The sequence below is a fragment of the Streptomyces sp. NPDC050161 genome (assembly GCF_044460025.1).
In the GTDB taxonomy this organism is placed as follows: domain Bacteria; phylum Actinomycetota; class Actinomycetes; order Streptomycetales; family Streptomycetaceae; genus Streptomyces.
Genome location: NZ_JBITJM010000003.1, coordinates 510,470 through 530,657, shown reverse-complemented (window position 1 = coordinate 530,657; position 20,188 = coordinate 510,470). Strand labels below are relative to the sequence as shown.

Here is a 20,188-nt window from a genome sequence, read left to right as displayed (position 1 = left end):
TGGAAGGCCCGCACCCCATTGTACGAGGAGTGTCGTAGTTCGGGGCCCGCCGCCCCGCGGGGCCGGAGAAACCGCTGCTCGCGGCGGTGTGCGCCCGGCCTTCGGCTGAGGCGCCGACTGCTTCGCCGATGATCCGCGAGGCCCCTCCTCGTGGCGCTTCGCCGACGCGCGCGAGCAGGGCGGGCTGTGAGACAACGGAAGCGGGACACCCGCGAAGGCGGCGGACGTACGCGAACGAGGGGTGATGACGTGGTGATCGGCTCGCGCAGTGGACGGCCGGCGGACGGGCCCGAGCGCCGGGTCTCGGCGGCCGGCGGGGTGGTGCGATCGTCCGGGGGCGCGCCGTGAGCCCGGCCGGGCACCGGGCCGTGGCCCGCGTCCTCATGGACCGGCACGGCAGGACGTACGCGGCGGAGACGGGCATCCGCATGCGGGACACTCCGCAGCCGCTGTACCAACTGCTGGTGCTGTCGTCCTTGCTCAGCGCCCGGATCCGGGCGTCGGTGGCGGTGGCGGCGGCGCGGGAGCTGTTCGCCGCGGGGATGCGGGCGCCGCGGTCGATGGCGTCGGCCACCTGGCAGCAGCGCGTCGACGCACTCGGCGAGGGCGGCTATCGGCGCTACGACGAACGCACCGCGACCCAACTCGGCACCGCGGCCGAGCTGTTGAGGGACGAGTACCGGGGCGACCTGCGGCGGATGCGGGAGGCGTCGGACGGCGACCGAGCGGCGCTGCGCGGGGCGCTTCAGGACGTGCCGGGGATCGGTCCCGCGGGGTCCGCCATCTTCGTACGTGAAGTGCAGGGCGTGTGGGAGGAGTTCGCACCGTTCCTCGACGGCAAGGCCCTTCAGGGGGCCGGGCGGCTGGGGCTGCCGGATGACGCGGCGAAGCTGGCCCGGCTGGTCGGCGCCGAGGAGATCGCGGGATTCGCGGCCGGGCTCGTCCGGGCGGCGCTCGACCAGCATGTGGTGGATGACGTGCGGGAGGCGAGCGGTTGAGGCGTGGGCGGGCCGCGTAGGGGCGCGTCCGTGCCGGGGCGCGCCCGCGTTCCCGTCAGGCGTCCCAGGTCCACTCGGCGACCTCCGGCAGGTCCGTACCGTGCTCACGTATCCAGGCGTGGTGCCGGGTGCGGGCATCGGCCATGGCCTGGCGGACGGCGATCGCGCGGCCACCGAGGCCCGGCACCCGGTCGACGGCGTCCATCGCCAGCCGGTACCTGTCGAGGTCGTTGCGGACCACCATGTCGAAGGGTGTGGTCGTCGTGCCCTCCTCCTTGTAGCCCCGCACGTGCAGCTGCTCGTGCCCGGAGCGCCGGTAGGTGAGGCGGTGGATCAGCCAGGGATAGCCGTGGTAAGCGAAGATGACCGGCTTGTCCCGGGTGAAGAGGGCGTCGTACTCGAAGTCCGGCATGCCGTGCGGGTGTTCCTCGTGCGGGAGGAGGCGTGCCAGGTCCACGACGTTGACAACCCGGACCGCAAGGTCCGGAAGGTGCCGGCGCAGCAGGGAAGCGGCGGCGAGGGTTTCCTGGGTGGGCACGTCGCCGGCGCAGGCCAGCACGACGTCGGGGTCACGGCTGCCGTCCTCCGTGCCCGCCCATTCCCAGACGCCGGCGCCGCGGGCACAGTGCGCACGGGCCTCCTCCAGGGTCAGCCAGTCGAAGCCCGGCTGCTTGCCCGCCACGATCACGTTGACGTAGTCGCGGGAGCGCAGCGCGTGGTCGGCCACCGAGAGCAGGGTGTTGGCGTCCGGCGGCAGGTAGACGCGGACGACCTCGGGGCTCTTGTTGAGGACGTGGTCGACGAAGCCGGGGTCCTGGTGGGAGAAGCCGTTGTGGTCCTGGCGCCACACGTGCGAGGTGAGCAGGTAGTTGAGGGAGGCGATGGGACGGCGCCAGGGCAGGCGACGGGCGGTCCTGAGCCACTTGATGTGCTGATTGACCATCGAGTCGACGATGTGCGCGAACGCCTCGTAACTGGCGAAGAGCCCGTGCCTGCCGGTCAGGAGGTAGCCCTCCAGCCACCCTTGGCACAGGTGCTCGGACAGCACCTCCATGACCCGCCCGTCGCGGGCCAGGTGCTCGTCGGACGCGACGGTTTCGGCCTGCCATGCCTTGCCGGTGGCTGCGTACAGCGCCTCCAGGCGGTTCGACGCGGTCTCGTCCGGGCCCACGACGCGGAAGTCGCGCCGCGCGGCGGTCGCCGCCATCACGCTCTCCAGGAGGCCGCCGAGCACCCGGGTCGGTTCGTGCAGCTCCTTGCCGGGGGTTTCAACGCGCACGGCATGGCGTTCCAGCGGCGGGATCGGCAGGTCGCGTACGAGCAGGCCGCCGTTGGCGTGCGGGGACGCGCCGAGGCGCCGGTTGCCGTCCGGCACGCAGGCGAGCACCCCGGGCCGCGGACGGCCCTCGGCGTCGAAGAGTTCCTCGGGCCGGTAGGAACGCAGCCATGCCTCCAGCTGCCGCAGATGACCGGCATCCTCGCGGACATCGGGCAGCGGGACCTGGTGGGCGCGCCAGGTGCCTTCGACGGGCTTCCCGTCGACCTCGCGAGGGCCGGTCCACCCCTTGGGCGTACGGAGCACGATCATGGGCCAGCGGGGGCGTTCGGTGGCCCCTTCCGTACGGGCGCGGCGCTGCGCGCGGGCGATGCGGTCCAGCGCCAGGTCCATGGCGGCGGCCATCGCGCGGTGGACCGTCTCGGGGTCGTCGCCGGTGACGTGAACCGGCTCGTGGCCCAAGCCGCGCAGCAGCGCGTCGAGTTCGCCTTCGGGGATGCGGGCGAGGACCGTGGGATTGGCGATCTTGTAGCCGTTGAGGTGCAGGACCGGCAGTACGGCGCCGTCGTGCACCGGGTCGAGGAACTTGTTGGCGTGCCAGGATGCCGCGAGTGGTCCCGTCTCGGCCTCGCCGTCACCGATCACGCAGGCCACGAGCAGGCCGGGGTTGTCGCACGCCGCACCGTACGCATGGGCGAGGGAATAGCCGAGTTCGCCGCCTTCGTGGATCGACCCGGGGGTCTCGGGGGCGACGTGGCTCGGCACCCCGCCGGGGAACGAGAACTGCCGGAACAGCTCCGCCATGCCCGCCCCGTCCCGGCTCACGTCCGGGTAGGTGTCCGAGTAGGTCCCGTCCAGCCAGGAGTTCGCCAGGACGGCCGGGCCGCCGTGTCCCGGCCCCCAGATGCACAGGGCGTCCAGGTCACGGGCCTTGATGACGCGGTTGAGGTGCGTGTACACGAGGTTGAGGCCGGGCGATGTGCCCCAGTGGCCGAGCAGGCGCGGCTTGATGTGGTCAGGGCGCAGCGGCTCCTGGAGGAGCGGGTTGGCCATCAGATAGATCTGCCCGGCAGCCAGGTAGTTGGCCGCGCGCCAATGCGCCAGCAACTCCCCCAGCTCCGCAGGGCCGAGGGCGCTCGCCACGGTGGCCGTCTCCTGTGCGGTGGGCATGGGGGTCATCTCCTGGGGGCCGGTTGGCCGGCCGCGTTGTGGGGGTGTGCGCGGGGGGGAGCGTCGGGGCGATATCGCTTCGTCGGACAGATACACGTACGTCATCAGCGGAATGTGTGGTGCGGGCTGCGCCGGTGCGCCCATGACGCTCCAGGTGTACGGCGCGTGTCCCTGCTCTGCGAGCACAGGAAGTACGGGCACAGGAAGTACGAGCACGGGAAGTAGTGGTCAGAGGTAGCCGAGAAGTCGCAACCGACCTGCTCGGTCCGGACCACGTGGTCGACGGGCGCCCGCACCAGGGCCCACGCCCGGCCATCCGGCCGTCGGTCCATCCGTTCCACCCTGTGCCAGGTGGGTCGCGGCCACAACTCGGACGGAGTCGCGCCTCTGCTCGTCCAGCGGGGGCGGCGAGACCGGGTCCGGGTGAGGAGCGAGGGCCTGCCCGGCTCCGGAGGAGGGCCTGCCCGGCTCCGGAGGCCCGTCCGCCCAGTCCGGCCGGTCCGGCTGGCTCGGCCGGTCCGGCTGGTTCGGCCGGTACGCCCCATCCGGCCCGTCCAGGTCATCCGCCCCATCCGGTTCAGTCAGGAGGCTCCGGCACGCCGTCCGGCTCCGGCTCCGGTTCGCGGTCCGGGTTGGGGTCCGGTCGGGGGGCGGGATCCCTGCCGGGCTGCTGGTCCGGATCAGGGGGCTGTGGTCCCCGGGGCTGGGGTTCGCGGGGTATGGGGCTCGGGCCGCTGGGCACGGGGGCCGGCCCTCCGGGAGACGGTTCGGTGTTCATCGTTCTTCCTTCCTCCCTGCGATACCTCGCGGCTTCGCGGCCTTCGACCCCTATCACGGAGCCACTCGCCACGCCGCTCACACGTACCGGAAGCGGTCCAGCACGCAGGGTGTCTAGCGGGCCGTCCCTCCCGGTTTCCCGGTGCCCGGCGATCCACACGTACACGGGGCGCCTCGACTCCGCCGCCTCAGCTCCGGCCCTCAGCCCCTCCTCTCGCGAGCCCTCCTCTTCAGGTCTTCAGACCGGCCGCGCTGGTCGGCTCTCTTGGCCCGGACCGCACGGCGCCTCCCCCGTCACAGCTCGTACCGCGCCCCCTCGCCCGTGGGCTTAGGATCCCGCCGAACGGGTACCCCGGCCCGCATGAACGACACGGAGAAGGTGCGGGCGGGCCGCCGCACAGTGAAGATCCATCGGCCGGAGAAGGTGCTGTTCCCCGACGACGGCTTCACCAAGGCGGATCTCGTCGGCTATTACCGGCAGGTGGCGACATACCTGCTCCCCCACCTGCGGGGCAGGCCGCTGATGCTGGAGCGTCTTCCCGAGGGGCTGGGCGGCCCTCACTTCATGCAGAAGGACACCCCCGATCACTACCCGGACTGGATCCGGCGGGCCGAGGTCGGCAAGGAAGGCGGTACGGTCACCCACACCGTCTGCGACGACACGGCCACCCTGATATTCCTCGCCGATCAGGCATGCATCACCCTGCACCGCTGGCCCGCTCGTGCCGACCGCCCCGGACACCCGGACCGGCTGATCTTCGACCTGGATCCGCCGGGTACCGACTTCGAACCGGTCCGGCGCGCCGCCCGGCAGGTCCACGGTCTCCTGGATGAACTCGGCCTGCCGGCCACTCTGATGACGACCGGGTCCAAAGGACTGCACATCACGATCCTGCTCACCGGCAACGCGGACTTCGACACCTCCCGTCTCCTCGCGAAGGACATGGCCGACGTGCTCGAACAGCGTCATCCCGAGCACCTCACCACCGCGGTACGCAAGGACGCCCGCGGTGGCCGCCTCTATCTCGACGTGCAGCGCAACGGCTACGCGCAGACCGCCGTCGCTCCCTGGTCCGTGCGGGCGAAGCCGGGCGGGCCCATCGCCACCCCGATCGCCTGGGACCTGCTCGACGATCCCGAACTCACCCCCCGGAGCTGGTCGTTGCGCGACGTGGAAGCGGTGCTGACGCAGGCCAGGTCCGACCCCTGGGCGGGTGTGCTCCGCCACGGGCACTCCCTGCGCACCGCCCGCAAGCGGCTCGACGCGTTGCGCTGACGACGCCTCTCCGGCCCGTCCTCACACCCCGCAGTCCACGCCCGAACCGTCCGTTTCGGGAGCGGGCAGGCCCATCGGGTTGGGGAACGGCAGGGTTCCGGCAGCCAGGACGCGATGGGCCATGGGTCTCAACTCCCGCAAGAGTTGGTCGATTTCCGCCTCCGGGAGGGGGCGGAGCAGCCTCGCCGCGAGCCGGTCCGTCGAGTCCTCGATCCGCGCCCGCTCCGCCACGCCACGTTCCGTCGCGCCGCCCCACGCGTCCACCAGACCACGGGAGCGCAGTCGTTCCTGCGCTGCCGCCCACTCCTCCTCGCTCCACCCGCGATCCTGCCGCATGGTGTCCCCGGGCACCCTGCCGCAGGCGACGGCGAGCACCAGCGCCTCGCATCCGTCCAAGCCGTGGTCGGCGAGTACGGCCAGATGGGCGTCCCCTCGGAACTCGCGTAGTGCGGTGGCCAGTTGCCAGAGAGCTTCCACCGGGTCGGCGCGGTCGCACAGCGGCCGGTTCGCCGCGAACAGCGGGCGGGCGATGGCCGGCGCGTCCTCCACTATCACCCGGAGTGCCGGCGTCACCCGGGCCGCGGACGCCTCCACCGCGGGGTCTATCGCGCGCAGGGCGCCGGCCGCGCTACGGGCCCGCGCGTCCAGGACGCGCGCCGGGGCGGCCGTCTCCCAGGCAGCGGGCAGGGAACCGGCGAGCATTCCGGGGGCGAAGACTCCGAGCATCGCTGTGGCGAGCGTGGCGTCCACGGCGCCCAGCGGAGCCGTGCGGGCGGCGAAGTACCCCATCCAGAAGCCCTTGAGGCCGATGGCCTTGCCCAGACCCCGGCAACCCTCGTCGAAGTAACTGACCGCGTGCAGCGGCTCGGTCAGCAACCAGAGCGCCCGTGCCGCCTGCCGCGACACCTGCGCGTAACCGTCCTCTTGCCTCTGCGCTTGCCCTTGCACGACTCCCCGCCCCCCTGCTCGTGTGCGTCTCCGCAGTTCCATCGCCTTGCACGCTACCGCCGCGTACGTCGCGCCGGAACGGGTATCGGCGAAGGTCAGGGAAGGCTCGGGGATCACCCTGAGACGGCGGGAGTTCGGGCGGGGCGCGATACCGGGAAGTTTTCCGGGTGCCTGCGGGAACTCGCCGCCCCGGCCCGTTCAGACCGTGAACCGGTCCGAATGCGGTGCGGTGCGTTGCAGACACGTCGCGACGCGTGGAAAGGCTGCTGTCCGCAAGCGAAAGCGTCAGGAGAGACGCGGGCGTCAGCGCTGCGGGGCGAGGGCCTGCTCGCGTACGTAGTCGCAGGATCTGCGGAGCAGCCGGGAGACGTGCATCTGCGAGACACCTACGCGGGAGGCGATCTCACTCTGCGTCAGTCCCATGAAGAACCGCAGGTAGAGGATGCGGCGCTCGCGCTCCGGCAGCATCCGCAGGCCGGGGGCTGCGGCCTCCCGGTCGTCGACGAGCCCCAGGGCCGGGTCCTCCTGGCCGACCAGGTCGCCGAGTGTCTGCTGGGTGCCATCACCACCGAGCGGGCGCTCCAGGGAGAGGGCGGTGAAGGTCTTCTGCGCGTCCAGGCCGATCAGCACGTCGTCGTAGGACATGCCGGTGTGGGCCGCGACGTCCTGGACGGTGATCGCTGCGTGTCCTGGGCGTACGGAGAGTTCCACCCGGGCGCGGTGCACCTGGGCGCGCAGTTCCTGAGCGCGCCTCGGGACGTGCACGGCCCACAGGTCGTCACGGAAGTGCCGCTTGATCTCGCCGATGATCGTGGGGACGGCGAAGGCTCCGAACGCGGTGCCGGCCTGCGGGTCGAAGCGGTCGATGGCCTTGAGCAGGCCGAGGGCGGCGACCTGACGCAGGTCTTCGTCGCTCTCGCCGCGACCGCTGTACCGCCTGGCCAGGCGGTGGGCCATCGGCAGCCATGCGCAGACGATCTCTTCCCGCAGCCGCTTCCGGTGGGGGCCGTCCGGCAAGGTGGCGAGTTCGTCGAAGGCCGCACCGGTGTCCGGATCCAGTTGTGGATGCCGACCGGGTCGGGCAGACGCCGGATTCCGGCCGGGCGTGGTAGGAGAAGTCATCCTGCACACCGCCTTCCGATCGGTGGTCCCGCAGCTGCGGCAGCCCGTCCGGTCTGCCCGTTCCTTCGCCTGATTCCCGTTTTGTGCCTTCTACTCTGCAACAGTCGGGCAGCGTGCGCGACAAGGGTCGTGACCGGGGGCGGACGGCGACGGCGGAATGGCCTCTGAGCAGGGAATTCGCCGCTGCGGGACGAGGATGGGAGCGGGCTGGGACGGCGGGATGCGACCCTCGGGTCGTCCGGAACGGGGCTACACAGGGTGACCGGGACGGCCGGAGCGTTTTCGAGGTGCCGAAGCGGGTGTGCCCTGGTTCGCTGAAGGGTGCCACCCCATCCATCCGAGGAGTGATCATGAGCGGCGACGAAACGCGCGGCCGGCTCCGGCAGATGCGCGAGAAGGCGCAGCAGCTGGAAGACGCTGCACAGCGCACCAACGATCCCGACGAGCGCAAGCGGCTCAAGGAGAAGGCCCGGAAGCTGCAGAGCAGGAGCGAGCAGGAAAGCGGCATGGGCAGTGGGGACATCCACCCCTCGCTCTGATCGCTTCCACCGCTCCGGCCCCGCCGTGAGCACGCGCACCATCCGGCGGCCTCCGTCCCAGCGGACCTGGGAACGGAGGCCGCCGGTCACGTGTGGTGCGTGAGGCGAACGGGGAGCGTGAGCGTGGCGTGGCGTACGGAGAGTTCAGCGCCCTTGTTCCGCGAGGTCACCGGCCCCCGCCGTCGGCCACCGACGCCTGCTCATGCACCTGTTCCTGCGCCGCGTCGGTCACCGTGAACAGCGCACCCTCGTGGTCGCAGATCACCGCCCGGCGGCCGGAACCCCCAGCCACCGGGGCCGTCGACCGCACCGCGCCACCGGCCGCCACCGCCGCGGACATCACCGCTTCGACGTCCCTGACCCGGAAGTGCACGTGCCATCGGGGCCGCATGTGCGGGTCGGGCGCCTCCTCCACGCCGCCGCCCCGCACGGCGGCCACCAGGTGGCGCTCCTGCCGGACGATGACCTGGTCGTGCTCGTAGGTGACATCGCAGCCGCCCGGCTCCGTGGTGGCCCAGTCGAAGATCTCCGCGTAGAAGATGGCGGCGGCGAACGCGTCGCGGGTGCGGAGTTCCAGGAAGACCGGGGCGCTGCCGTGGCCGACCGACCAGCGGAGCGTCTGGCCCTCCCAGACGCCGAAGACGGCCCCGTCGCGGTCGGCCGCCAGCGCCGCCCGCCCGGTGCCGAATTGGAGCGGGCCGACGGCGACCGTGGCGCCGCGTTCCCTGACCCGCGCGGCGACGTCGTCGGCGCTGTCGACCGCGAAGTACGGGGTCCATGCCACGGCGCCCCGGAGCCTGTCGGAGAGCTGTGCCATCCCGGCGACCGGCCGTCCACCGTCCAGCGCGACGCAGAATTCGTCGCCCAGGCTCCCCTGGCGGAAGCGCCAGCCGAGGACGTCGGCGTAGAAGTCCTGGGCCGCCTGGAGGTTGCGGGACATCAGGTGCACCCAACAGGGCGCGCCGTGCACGGGGACGAGGTGCCCGCCGCCGACAGGTGAGCGATGTTCTGCGGTCGTCATGGTGAGCGTCTCCCTTCCCGGACGGGGCCGTGAGGGCTGGTGCCGGTGGGCCTCTGCTGTGGTGCGGCGGGTGCCGTCGCGGGGAGCGTCCCAGTGGCACGGGATGCCATGTCTGTATCTGGACGCGCCGTCTGCGCACGCCGCCCGGTAGGAGCGCGGGCCCGTCTTCGACGGTACGCCCCCGGCCTGCGCGCGGCCCGCTCGCGCGAGCGGGCCGTCCGCCCAGTCGTGTCCGCCCCGATTCCCGCTACCCGGTGACCGTTCACGACGGGCTCCCCGTCGCCCGACTGGCGGAAGCTCCGTCCTCGTCGGCGGTCGCCTCACCCCCGGGATCCCCTGCTGCTCCCGGGCGAGCAGGAACCCCTGCGCGCCGCCGCCCGTTCCCAGGAACGGGCCCGCACCGGGGCGCTCTTGGGCCCGGTGCCGGTACGCCGCTCAGGCCCGCTGGGCGGCGGTTGCTCCGAGCCGCCCGGTGGCCTGCCGGCCCCGCCGGTTCGTGCCGTGTGCCGGGATGCGATCTCGCCGTATCCGGAGTCCGATGGATGCATTCGGGCAAGGGCGCAGAGTCTCGGGGGCGAACTCAGGAACCGTCGAGCAGCTCGTCGGGACGCTGGGCCCGGAAGAGATATCGGCGGCGATTATCGCGATTCCTCTCAGTTCGGGGTGACGTGCGTCGGTCGGCCGAAGGGCAGAGCAGGCGCGTGCCGTCGGAAATGGCCGGGATGCGTGACGGAAATCGACTGTCCGAGGTGCGCCTGGGGCGGTCCGGTGTGCGCCCGGAGGGAATGTCGCGGGATGCGGTGGGAATGCGGCCCTGAGTGGACGGAATGATGGACCACCGAGAGGACGGACAGCATGCAGATCGCGTTTCTGGTGGCCCCTGAAGGGGTTGAGCAGGTCGAATTGACCGAACCGTGGCAGGCCGTTGTCGACGCCGGTGTCGTACCGCACCTGGTATCCACCGCTCCCGGGTCCGTACAAGCCTTCCACCACCTGGACAAGGCGGACACCTTTACGGTGAACCGGACGCTGGACAAGGCACGGGTCGATGATTACGACGGCCTGGTGCTGCCCGGCGGCGTGGCCAATCCGGACGAGCTGCGCACCGATGAGCGGGCGGTCGCCTTCGCCCGTGGATTCTTCGAGGCGGGAAAGCCGGTCGCGGCCATCTGCCATGCCCCCTGGACGCTGGTGGAGGCCGATGTGGTGCGCGGCCGTACGCTCACCTCGTGGCCCAGTCTGGCGACCGATATCCGGAACGCCGGCGGTACCTGGGTCGATGAGCGGGTGAAGGTCTGCACCGACGGACCCAACACCCTTGTCACCAGCCGAAAGCCAGGCGATCTGAAGGCTTTCTGCACCACGCTCGTGAACGAGCTGGGCGCCGGACGACGGTGAAGCGGAACCTGCGGTGTGCGGATGGCACGCCGCCTTGGGGCCCGCCCAACAACGGCGCCGGAACACGGCGTTAGCGAGAAAGAATAACGGGCACCCGGTGAAAGGGACGACGCACCGGCCGTGGACACCGCACCACGGAGATGCCGGGCCGCGGAGCTGTGAGGCAGTCCCCCGGCCCCTGGATCCGGAGTGCGCGTGACACGTCCTGCGTCGGCCCGTGAGGCAAACGGAATGTCCCCGCCCGTAACAGCGGGACAGCACTCGACGGCAGCAATTCAATTCAGTTCTGGTGAATCCGGAGGAAACCATGGTCATGGAACACGGTGCGGACAAGACCGGGCCCGCCCGGGACGACGTGATGAAGAAGCAATTGCGGGCGGAATTGACGGCGGACCGGTCACTGCGGGCGGTGGAGGAACGGGAACTCCAGCCCGCGGGTGAGGACCAGCCGGATGTGGCCCGCGCCCCCGACACCGTATTCCGGGGCGGAACTCCGCTCGGCATGACGGAAGAGGACGTAGGCATACGTTCGGAACTCGCCCAGCACCTCGGCCGCAGCATTTACCCGGCCGACAAACCCACCGTCGTCGACAAACTCCGTCGGGACCATGCGCCGGACCGGCTGGTCGCGCTCGCGGAGCGGCTGCCGGCGGGCGAGCTGTACCCGAATGTGCAGACCATCGCCGAATCCCTCGGACTCGCGACGGAACACCGCCGGAGCTGACACGGCGGCCGGTTCCGCTCGCCGGTCGGCCGCCCGTACACGGAGGCGGAGAGAGTGAGGTGCGGCGCGCCATGCGGTATTTCGACCGTCGGCATGCCGGGCAGGCACTCGCCACCCGGTGTCTCGCGCTGATGCGGACCGGCGGGTACACCGCCCCTCTGGTGCTGGCGCTGCCGCGCGGCGGCGTCCCGGTGGCGGCGGAGGTCGCGCGGGCGCTCGGGGCCCCGCTCGATGTGCTCGTGGCCCGCAAGATCGGCGTTCCCGGCATGCCCGAGGTCGGCGTCGGAGCCCTCGCCGACGACGAACCGCCCGTCTTCGACGCGGCGGCGCTGACCGTACTCGGGCTGACCGAGGAGCGGCTCGCCGCCGACGTCGCACGGGAACGGGCCGAGCTGCACCGGCGCGAGGCGGCCTACCGGGCGGACCGGCCTCCGCTGGACGTCACGGGCGCCGTGGTCCTGCTGGTCGACGACGGGCTCGCCACGGGGGCCACGGCCCGCGCGGCGCTGCGTCATCTGCGGCGGCTGCGGCCCGCCCGCCTGATCCTCGCCGTTCCGGTGGGTGACGCGGCTGCGGCTGCGGCGCTGCGCGAGGAGGCGGACGATGTTGTCTGTGTGCACCAGCCGCAGCATTTCCACGCGGTGGGCGAGTGGTATCTCGATTTCGACCAGGTGCAGGACACGGAAGTCATCAGCATTCTGCGTGGGACCGGCACCGCAGCGTGAGGCCACCGGCGTACCCGGAGAAGGAGGGCGGCATGTCCGACAACGCGATGGGCGACGAGGTGTATCAGCCCTCCGCGTCCGATCCCCAGGACAATCCTGACGATCTGGATATGGAGGATGCCCTCGACGAGCCGGGGCTCGACGAGATGCTCGACGAGGGCTATTCGCCGCCCGAGCACCCGCTCGCGGTGAACCGCGGGACGACGGCGCAGGAGCAGCACGACGGCGAAACCCTCGACCAGCGGCTGGCCGAGGAGACGCCTGACGTCACCGTGCCCGACGGCGACGGCATCGGTGACCTGCTGGAAAGCGACGGCGAGGCGTTCGACGACCAGGTCGGCAACGAGCGGGCCGGGCGGCTGGTCGGCGCGGACGAGGGCTACCCGCGGCACACCAACGACATCGTCGCCCACGACGTCGGTATCGACGGCGGTGCCGCGTCGGCCGAAGAGGCCGCGGTCCACGTCTGCCCGGACACCACCGTCGGGGGCGCGGACGACAGATGAGCCGCCCCGGGGCGTGCGTCCTCGTGGCGTGCCTCCAGGAGCAGCAGACGCAACAGGATCAGCAGGCACGCCGACCGGCTGACCCGCTGTGGCTCACCGGGTCGCTCACCTGCCGTCCTCGCGCCCTTCGGAGGCGTCGGTCACCACTTGGTGGAGCGTCCGGCCGCTGCGTACGGAGCGGGCGCGTTTCGGATCGGGTGCCCCGTGGTGGGCGGCGTGGGTGTCGTTCTCCTTGACCAGCAGCCAGGATTCCCGGTCGCCCGGTTCCTCACCGGTGCGGAACCGGGTGAGCGCGTAGCCGCCGTGCAGCTTCGTCCCGTCGAGCCAGAAGGCGGCGTGTCCCCGCTCCAGGGCCTCGGCGAAGCTGCCCGCCCGGTCCTTGCGCTTGCCGGGGAGTGGCCGGTAGGTGCCCTGGTCCCAGACGATCACCGGGCCCGCGCCGTACTCCCCGGGGGCGATGACGCCCTCGAACTCCCGGTAGTCCAGCGGGTGGTCCTCGGTGGGCACGGCGAGGCGCTTGTCGTGCGGGTCGGCGGACGGGCCCTTCGGCACCGACCAGGACTTCAGGACGCCGTCGACCTCAAGGCGGAAGTCGAAGTGCATCCGGCGCGCGTCGTGGATCTGCACGACGAAGCAGGGCTGACCGCCGGACGGCGCCCGTCGGCCGCGCGGTTCACGCGTCCGGTCGAAGTGCCGTTTGCGGTGGTAGGCCGCCAGGCTGTCGGCGGCGCCGTCGTCCCCCGTGCCGGCCTTCTCGCCCACGTCCGTCCCCTTTCCGCGCCCGTTCCGGGACCGAGGCGTCCGTTCGTTCCTCGCCTCACGGCCATGTTTGCGCTTGTGCACGGGCGCGGCTACCGCAGGACGGGGAGAGCGCACGGGGCACGGTCCCGCTGTCGCGCCGACCGGGGGCTTCCGGCGTGACGGCGCGGCTCGTACGAGAAGCATCGTAGTTTGACACCTGACGTAGTACGGCGCTTATCGTATGAGGGCGGGCTCGATCGGAGTCCGCACGTCGTGAGGTACAGGAGCCAGCCGTGAGCGCACTGTTCGAGCCCATCCGTCTTCGGTCGCTGACCATCCCGAACCGCATCTGGATGGCTCCCATGTGCCAGTACTCGGCGGCCCCCGACGGCCCCATGGAGGGGGTGCCGGGTGACTGGCACTTCCAGCACCTGGCGGCCCGCGCGGCAGGCGGCATCGGACTCATCCTCACCGAGGCGACCGCGGTCAGCCCCGAGGGCCGCATCAGCCCGTACGACCTGGGACTGTGGAACGACACCCAGACCGAGGCGTTCCGGCGGATCACGGCCTTCCTGAAGTCGCAGGGAACCGTCCCCGGCATCCAGATCGCGCACGCCGGCCGCAAGGCGTCGACCGAGCGGATGTGGGTCGACCGCGGCGCCCCGATCGGCTCCGACGAGCCGTACGGCTGGACGCCCGTCGCCCCGAGCCCGGTGCCGTTCGACGACGGTTCGCAGACCCCGGATGAGCTGTCCACCGCGCAGATCGACGAGATCGTCGGGCAGTTCGCCGCCACCGCCCGCAGGGCCCGCGCGGCCGGCTTCGACGTCGTCGAGGTGCACGGCGCGCACGGCTACCTGATCAACCAGTTCCTCTCGCCCTTCACCAACCGGCGCACCGACGAGTACGGCGGGTCCTACGAGAACCGGACGCGCTTCGCGCTGCGGGTCGTGGACGCCGTACGGGAGGTGTGGCCCGACGAACTGCCGGTCTTCTTCCGGATTTCGGCCACCGACTGGCTCTCCGAGAACGAGGACGACGCCCGCGAGGGCTGGACGGCGGACGACACCGTCCGTTTCGCGGCCGACCTGAAGGCGCACGGCGTCGACCTGTTGGACACCTCCACGGGCGGCAACGCGCCGGACGCCAGGATCGAGGCGGTGCCGGGCTACCAGGTGCCGTTCGCCGAGCGGGTCAAGAAGGAGGCCGGGCTGCCGGTGGGGGCCGTGGGCCTGATCACCGAGGCGCAGCAGGCCGAGAAGATCATCGCGGACGGGCAGGCCGACGCCGTACTCCTCGGCCGGGAACTGCTGCGGTCGCCGAGCTTCGCGCTTCAGGCGGCCCGTGAGCTGGGGATCGGCATCCGCGTGCCGGAGCAGTACCAGCGGGCCGTCTGAGGCGGTGGGCGCGCGTCGCACCGGCGGTCGGTGCGGCGCGCGCCCGCCGCATGAAGGCGGGCCTCACCGCCGCCGTTCGCCCGGACCGGAACCGCGCGTGCCCGGCGCGCGCGGCAGGCCGGGCATGGCCGTGTGACCTGCGCCGATGCCGTTCCGGGACGCCGTTGTCAGTGGTCGGGTGCAGACTGACGGCATCTGAGACAACGGCGTCCCGGAGGTGTAGGGGCATGACTGACGTACTACTCGCGGTGGGCACCCGCAAAGGGCTCTTCGTCGGCCGACGGCGGCGCGGCGACTGGGAATTGAGCGGCCCGCATTTCCCCGCGCAGGCGGTGTACTCCCTGGGGATCGACACCCGCCGCGCGGCGCCCCGGCTGCTGGCCGGGGCCGACAGCCCGCACTGGGGCCCGTCCGTCTTCCACTCCGACGACCTCGGCGAAAGCTGGCAGGAACCGACCAGACCCGCGGTCAAGTACCCGGAATACACCGGGACTTCACTGGAGCGGGTGTGGCAACTGCACCCGGCGGGGCCCGCGGCCCCCGATGTGGTCTACGCCGGTACGGAGCCCGGCGGCCTGTTCCGGTCCGACGACGGCGGCGAGACTTTCACCATGGTCAGGTCGCTGTGGGACCACCCGAGCCGGAAGCACTGGATGCCGGGCGGCGGCGGACTCGCCGTGCACACCGTCATCACGGACCCGCGGGACGCGGACGCGGTGACGGTCGCGGCGTCGGCGGCCGGTGTCTTCCGCAGCACGGACGGCGGGGCCAGCTGGGAGCCGTCGAACAACGGCGTGAAGGCGGTCTTCCTGCCGGACCAGCACCCGGAGTTCGGCCAGTGCGTGCACAAGATCGCCCAGGACCCGGTGGACCGCGACCGGCTGTACCTCCAGAACCACTGGGGCGTCTACCGCAGCGACGACGCCGGCGTCCGGTGGACGGACATCGGCGCGGGGCTGCCGTCCGACTTCGGCTTCGCCGTGGCCTCCCATCCACACGCCGCGAACACCGCCTACCTCTTCCCCATCACCGCCGACATCGACCGGGTGCCCGCCGGCCACCGGTGCCGGGTGTACCGCACGACAAACGCCGGGGCCGGCTGGGAACCGCTCACCCACGGCCTGCCGGACGAGGACCACTACGGCACGGTGCTCCGGGACGCCCTGTGCGTCGACGACACCGACCCCGCAGGGGTGTACTTCGGCAACCGCAACGGCGAGGTCTACGCCAGCGCGGACGACGGCGAGAGCTGGCGGCAGCTCGCCTCGCACCTGCCCGATGTGCTGTGCGTACGGGCGGCGGCGGTGACGTGAGCGAGCGGCGGGGAGAAGCGGCGGCGCAAGGGCCGGAGCGGGCCGGGGAGCGGGAGGGACGTCATGGATTGATACGGGAGGGCGCTGGGCCAGTAGGGTGATCCCGTGGCTGCACGACCTCTACAAGACATTGTCGAACCGGGCTGGGCCAAGGCACTTGAGCCCGTCGCCGGACGGATCGCCGCGATGGGCGACTTCCTGCGGGCGGAGATCGCCGCGGGACGCACCTATCTCCCGGCAGGCAGCAATGTGCTGCGCGCCTTTCAGCAACCGTTCGACGACGTACGGGTGCTGATCGTCGGACAGGACCCGTATCCGACTCCGGGACACGCGGTGGGGCTCAGCTTCTCCGTCGCGCCGGACGTCAGACCGCTGCCCGGGAGTCTGGAGAACATCTTCCGCGAGATGCACTCCGACCTCGGCCTTCCCCGGCCGTCCAACGGCGACCTGACCCCCTGGACCAGACAGGGCGTACTCCTGCTGAACAGAGCGCTGACGACCGCGCCCCGCAAACCGGCGGCGCATCGGGGCAAGGGCTGGGAAGAGGTCACCGAGCAGGCGATCCGCGCGCTGGTCGGCCGCAACCGCCCGCTCGTCGCGGTCCTGTGGGGCCGTGACGCGCGCAACCTGCGTCCGCTGCTCGGCAATCTGCCGTCCGTCGAGTCCGCGCACCCCTCCCCCATGTCCGCCGACCGCGGGTTCTTCGGATCCCGTCCCTTCAGCCGCGTCAACGACCTCCTGGCGCAGCAGGGAGCCCAGCCGGTGGACTGGCAGCTGCCCTGAGGCCGGGCGGTACTGTTCCGGCATGACGAACGCGAACATCCCTGCGGGCTGGTATGCCGACCCGCAGGGCACCCCCCACCAACTGCGCTGGTGGGACGGCGCCCGATGGACCGAGCACACACACGCCGAGCCTCAACGGGCCCAGCCGCAGCAGCCCCAGCCGGCCGCTCAGCAGGTCCCCCAGCAGCAGCCCGCCCCCGCCCAGCCGGTCCAGGCCGCCCCGCAGGCCGCGGGGCCCGCGCCCCAGCAGGCCCCCCACCAGCAGGGACAGGCGCCGTACGGGCAGCAGCAGGCACCGTACGGACAGCCTGCCGGTGCGCCGCACGCACAGCCGGGTTACGCGCAGGGGCAGCCAGCGCAGCAGGCGCCAGGACAGCCGATGCCGCAGCCGTACCCGCCCCAGCACGCGCCGGGAGCGCCCGGCGGCCGGCCGGAGGCTGTGCAGCGTCAGGTCCAGCAGCAGGCAGGGGTGGCGCCGGGCGGTCCCGGCGGCGGCAGCCTGTTCACCGAGCCGGTCCTGGTGGTGAACCAGAAGGCCAAGCTCATCGAGGTCACCAACGAGTACAGCGTCTTCGACCAGCACGGGAACACGCTCGGCACGGTCGTCCAGGTCGGTCAGAGCACGGCCAAGAAGGTGCTGCGGGTCGTCTCCAGCCTGGACCAGTACATGACCCACAAGTTGGAGATCCGGGACGCGTACGGGCAGCCGCAGTTGGTGCTGACCCGGCCCGCGAAGATCCTCAAGTCCAAGGTGATCGTGCAGCGCCCCGACGGCCAGCCGGTCGGCGAGATCGTGCAGCAGAACGCCATCGGCAAGATCAACTTCGGGATGATGGTCAACGGCCAGCAGATCGGCGCCATAAAGGCGGAGAACTGGCGCGCCTGGAACTTCGCGATCGTCGACCACACCGAAACCGAGGTCGCCCGGATCACCAAGACCTGGGAAGGTCTCGCCAAGACGATGTTCACCACGGCGGACAACTACGTGCTCCAGATCCACCGGCAGCTCCCCGACCCGCTGCTCAGCCTGGTCGTCGCCACGGCGCTGACCGTCGACACCGCGCTCAAGCAGGACGCCCGCGGCCTTGGCTGAGCCGCCGGGCACCGCGGAGCGCAGATCCGCCGTACCCGGCCGCCATGTTCTCGGCGTCGATTCGGGCGGCTCGGGGCTGCGGATCGCCGTCGCACCCGCGGCCGACCCGCGTGCCGGGACGTCGGCCACGTACACGTCGGACGAGCCGGTGCGCACCGGCCCGCGCGGCATCGACGCACAGCAGATGCTGTCCCAACTCCTGCCCGCCGCCGAGCAGTTGCGGCTCACCGCCGGAGCGGACGGCTTCGCCGCCGTCTGCGTCGGCGCCGCCGGGATGAGCGCGCTCGGGCAGGACCTGCGAGCCGTACTCCCCGCGGCGCTGGCCGCCGCCTTCGGCACCCGGCATCTGGTGCTGGCCGCCGACGCGGTGACCGCGTACGCCGGCGCGCTCGGCCAGCGGCCCGGTGCCGTCATCGCCGCCGGCACCGGCCTGATCGCGCTCGGCTCGGACGCGGCGGAAAGCTGGTGGCGGGCCGACGGCTGGGGGCATCTGCTGGGCGACTGCGGCAGCGGCGCCTGGATCGGCCGGGCCGGTCTGGAGGCCGCGCTGCGCGCCCATGACGGACGCACGGGCGGCTCGCGGGCGCTACTGGCGTGCGCCGAGGCGGAGTTCGGGCCGATAGGCGGGCTGCCGGGAAAGCTCTACCCACGGCCCGACAGGCCCGCCGTCCTGGCGTCGTTCGCCCCGCTGGTCGCGCGCTGCGCGGACGGCGACGCGGTCGCGGCGGGCATCCTGCGGGACGCCGCACGGCACATCGCCGATGCGGCAGCCGCGGTCTGCCCGGCGGGCGGCGCACGGACGGTGGCGTGGACCGGCGGGCTGTTCCGCATGGGCGAGCCGCTGCTCGGCCCGCTGCGCACCGCACTCGCCGCGCGGCTTCCCGGGGTCGCCTTCACCCCGGCCGCGGGGAGTCCGCTCGACGGTGCGCTGACCCTCGCCGCCGCGCTGGCCCGCGAGGAGCTGACGCTGCCGGCCGACGGCGAGTTGTTGCAGATCACGCGGCCTGTGGCGGACTGAAGCCACCAAGACGCGCGGGATAAATCGGGACGGATGCCCCCTGACCGAACCCTCCCTCGGCACCGGGGTACTCCGAGGCGTTAGCATGCGGCGCCATGAGTTCCCCCACTGGGCCCGCACCTGGCTCGCCCCGCTTTGACGACGATTCCCTGAGCCCGGCACCCGGCCTGCCTGTACGTATGCCGCGCCCGCGGCAGTCCGGCCGCCACCGCAAGCCGGAGCCGCTCGCCGCACCCGAGGACGCACCCGTCCTGGTCCTGGCCGTGCCCGGCACCCCCACGTCCGCCGCCCGCAGCCTGGCGGACGAGGTCTCCAGCATCGCCCGCTCCGAACTGCCCGGCCTCGACGCCCGGATCGGGTACGTCGACGGGGGCGACGCGGAGTTCCCCGCGCTGGAGGCGGTGCTGGCGCAGGCCGGTGCCGAGCACAAGGCGCGGACCGGCGCCACCGGCCAGACCGGGCCCGCCGCGGTGGTCGTGCCGCTGCTGGCAGGGCCGGACAGTTCGCTGCTGCGACGCATACGCCAGGCCATCATGAACAGCGGTTCCGGCGCCGAACTGACCGACGTGCTCGGCCCGCACCCGCTGCTCGCCGAGGCGCTGCACGTCCGGCTGTCCGAGGCGGGTCTGGCACGCGCCGACCGCGCGCGGCTGTTCACGGTCGCCACCGCGGCCGACGGCATCATCCTGGCCACCGTGGGAGGCGAGGAGGCCGTGCAGGCCGCCGGGATCACCGGCATGCTGCTCTCGGCCCGTCTTGCGGTGCCGGTGCTGGCCGCCGCGCTGGACGAGGACGGCGCGATCTCGCGTACGGCTGAGCAGCTGCGCGGGTCCGGCTCGCGGCAGCTGGCGCTCGCGCCGTACCTGATCGGCCCTGAGATCTCCGACGGGCTGCTGGGGGCGGCTGCCGCGGAGGCCGGCTGTGCGTCGGCCGAGGCCCTGGGGGCGTACGGCGCCGTGGGCCGGCTGGTGCTGTCGAACTACGCGGCTTCGGTGGGCATCACCCTCCGGCCGGCGGGCCAGAGCACACCGGCTCGCTAGGGCGTGTCGTCGAGTCGGGGTCGGGGCCCGGCACGGGGACACCTGTAGCGCTCGCAGCGCTTCGCAGGGCCGCTTCGCGCAGGGCGCGGGGCGGCCCTCGCGCGTTCCCGGGCCCGGCCCGTCGGCCGAGGTCGCCAGGCGCCCGTCAGACGGCTTACGGCAGGCGGGTGGGTCGGCGGGAGCGGTCCGCCGGGCGGGCGCCCGCGAGGAGGGCCGTCAGGGCCTCTCGGGGCGGCCCTGGGATGCCCGCGGCGACCGGCGGACGGCGATTCGGGCCGGTCAGGCCGGTCGGGCCGCCGCACCGGGTGGTGGCCGTCCCGGGG

At 72.3% G+C, this 20,188-nt stretch carries 18 protein-coding genes; 13 read left to right on the top strand and 5 right to left on the bottom strand.

What is annotated here, in order from left to right:
• Nucleotides 1-383: 383 nt before the first annotated feature.
• Nucleotides 384-998 (top strand): endonuclease, encoded by a 615-nt coding sequence (locus tag ACIBK8_RS07710; RefSeq protein ID WP_399040764.1) that lies wholly within the window; start codon nucleotides 384-386, stop codon nucleotides 996-998.
• Between the two features lie 55 nt (nucleotides 999-1,053).
• On the opposite strand, the gene ACIBK8_RS07705 is transcribed toward ACIBK8_RS07710, so the two are convergent.
• Nucleotides 1,054-3,444 (bottom strand): phosphoketolase, encoded by a 2,391-nt coding sequence (locus ACIBK8_RS07705; protein WP_399040709.1) that lies wholly within the window; start codon nucleotides 3,442-3,444, stop codon nucleotides 1,054-1,056.
• A 1,138-nt stretch (nucleotides 3,445-4,582) separates the two neighbouring features.
• Here ACIBK8_RS07705 and ligD point away from each other — a divergent pair.
• Nucleotides 4,583-5,497, top strand: a complete 915-nt coding sequence (gene ligD / locus ACIBK8_RS07700) for a non-homologous end-joining DNA ligase (RefSeq protein ID WP_399040707.1) — start codon at nucleotides 4,583-4,585, stop codon at nucleotides 5,495-5,497.
• 21 nt (nucleotides 5,498-5,518) lie between these two features.
• Here ligD and ACIBK8_RS07695 read toward each other — a convergent pair whose 3' ends face one another.
• Nucleotides 5,519-6,403, bottom strand: coding sequence for a hypothetical protein (locus ACIBK8_RS07695; RefSeq protein WP_399040706.1), 885 nt, complete (start codon nucleotides 6,401-6,403; stop codon nucleotides 5,519-5,521).
• Nucleotides 6,404-6,748: 345 nt separating this feature from the next.
• Nucleotides 6,749-7,567 carry a SigB/SigF/SigG family RNA polymerase sigma factor gene (locus ACIBK8_RS07690; protein ID WP_399040705.1) on the bottom strand — a complete coding sequence of 273 codons (819 nt, stop codon included), beginning with the start codon at nucleotides 7,565-7,567 and terminating at the stop codon, nucleotides 6,749-6,751.
• A gap of 350 nt (nucleotides 7,568-7,917) precedes the next feature.
• Between ACIBK8_RS07690 and ACIBK8_RS07685 the strand changes: the two genes are divergently transcribed.
• Entirely contained in the window at nucleotides 7,918-8,106 is a 189-nt protein-coding gene (locus ACIBK8_RS07685; protein ID WP_393681098.1) for a DUF6381 family protein, read from the top strand.
• Nucleotides 8,107-8,272: 166 nt separating this feature from the next.
• Here the strand turns inward: ACIBK8_RS07685 and ACIBK8_RS07680 are convergent, their stop codons facing one another.
• The gene (locus ACIBK8_RS07680; RefSeq protein WP_399040704.1) at nucleotides 8,273-9,127 is read right to left on the bottom strand and encodes a VOC family protein; all 855 of its coding nucleotides are present in this window, start codon (nucleotides 9,125-9,127) and stop codon (nucleotides 8,273-8,275) included.
• Nucleotides 9,128-9,982: 855 nt separating this feature from the next.
• On the opposite strand from ACIBK8_RS07680, the gene ACIBK8_RS07675 reads away from it, so the two are divergent.
• From ACIBK8_RS07675 to ACIBK8_RS07660, 4 genes are all read left to right on the top strand, one after another.
• Nucleotides 9,983-10,525, top strand: coding sequence for a type 1 glutamine amidotransferase domain-containing protein (locus ACIBK8_RS07675; protein ID WP_399040703.1), 543 nt, complete (start codon nucleotides 9,983-9,985; stop codon nucleotides 10,523-10,525).
• A gap of 307 nt (nucleotides 10,526-10,832) precedes the next feature.
• Nucleotides 10,833-11,249: a DUF2795 domain-containing protein gene (locus ACIBK8_RS07670; protein ID WP_399040763.1), complete on the top strand. Its 417-nt coding sequence runs from the start codon at nucleotides 10,833-10,835 to the stop codon at nucleotides 11,247-11,249.
• A 71-nt stretch (nucleotides 11,250-11,320) separates the two neighbouring features.
• Complete coding sequence (locus ACIBK8_RS07665; RefSeq protein ID WP_399040702.1) at nucleotides 11,321-11,974, top strand: phosphoribosyltransferase; 654 nt, start codon at nucleotides 11,321-11,323, stop codon at nucleotides 11,972-11,974.
• Between the two features lie 32 nt (nucleotides 11,975-12,006).
• On the top strand, nucleotides 12,007-12,480 hold the full coding sequence (locus ACIBK8_RS07660) for a DUF5709 domain-containing protein (protein WP_399040701.1): 474 nt from the start codon (nucleotides 12,007-12,009) through the stop codon (nucleotides 12,478-12,480).
• A gap of 105 nt (nucleotides 12,481-12,585) precedes the next feature.
• On the opposite strand, the gene ACIBK8_RS07655 is transcribed toward ACIBK8_RS07660, so the two are convergent.
• Nucleotides 12,586-13,242, bottom strand: a complete 657-nt coding sequence (locus tag ACIBK8_RS07655; RefSeq protein WP_399040699.1) for a DNA polymerase ligase N-terminal domain-containing protein — start codon at nucleotides 13,240-13,242, stop codon at nucleotides 12,586-12,588.
• Nucleotides 13,243-13,514: 272 nt separating this feature from the next.
• On the opposite strand from ACIBK8_RS07655, the gene ACIBK8_RS07650 reads away from it, so the two are divergent.
• The 6 genes from ACIBK8_RS07650 (at nucleotide 13,515) to ACIBK8_RS07625 (ending at nucleotide 19,865) form a co-directional block, all read left to right on the top strand.
• On the top strand, nucleotides 13,515-14,618 hold the full coding sequence (locus ACIBK8_RS07650) for an NADH:flavin oxidoreductase/NADH oxidase (RefSeq protein ID WP_399040697.1): 1,104 nt from the start codon (nucleotides 13,515-13,517) through the stop codon (nucleotides 14,616-14,618).
• 227 nt (nucleotides 14,619-14,845) lie between these two features.
• A complete protein-coding gene (locus ACIBK8_RS07645) occupies nucleotides 14,846-15,931 on the top strand; it encodes a WD40/YVTN/BNR-like repeat-containing protein (protein ID WP_399040695.1) in 1,086 nt (361 codons plus the stop codon).
• A 105-nt stretch (nucleotides 15,932-16,036) separates the two neighbouring features.
• Nucleotides 16,037-16,714, top strand: coding sequence for a uracil-DNA glycosylase (locus ACIBK8_RS07640; protein WP_399040694.1), 678 nt, complete (start codon nucleotides 16,037-16,039; stop codon nucleotides 16,712-16,714).
• Between the two features lie 22 nt (nucleotides 16,715-16,736).
• Nucleotides 16,737-17,807, top strand: a complete 1,071-nt coding sequence (locus ACIBK8_RS07635; RefSeq protein ID WP_399040692.1) for a phospholipid scramblase-related protein — start codon at nucleotides 16,737-16,739, stop codon at nucleotides 17,805-17,807.
• Nucleotides 17,800-18,825: an N-acetylglucosamine kinase gene (locus ACIBK8_RS07630; RefSeq protein ID WP_399040691.1), complete on the top strand. Its 1,026-nt coding sequence runs from the start codon at nucleotides 17,800-17,802 to the stop codon at nucleotides 18,823-18,825. The genes ACIBK8_RS07635 and ACIBK8_RS07630 overlap by 8 nt, the downstream gene beginning before the upstream one ends.
• A 95-nt stretch (nucleotides 18,826-18,920) precedes the next feature.
• On the top strand, nucleotides 18,921-19,865 hold the full coding sequence (locus ACIBK8_RS07625) for a sirohydrochlorin chelatase (RefSeq protein WP_399040690.1): 945 nt from the start codon (nucleotides 18,921-18,923) through the stop codon (nucleotides 19,863-19,865).
• Nucleotides 19,866-20,188 lie beyond the last annotated feature (323 nt).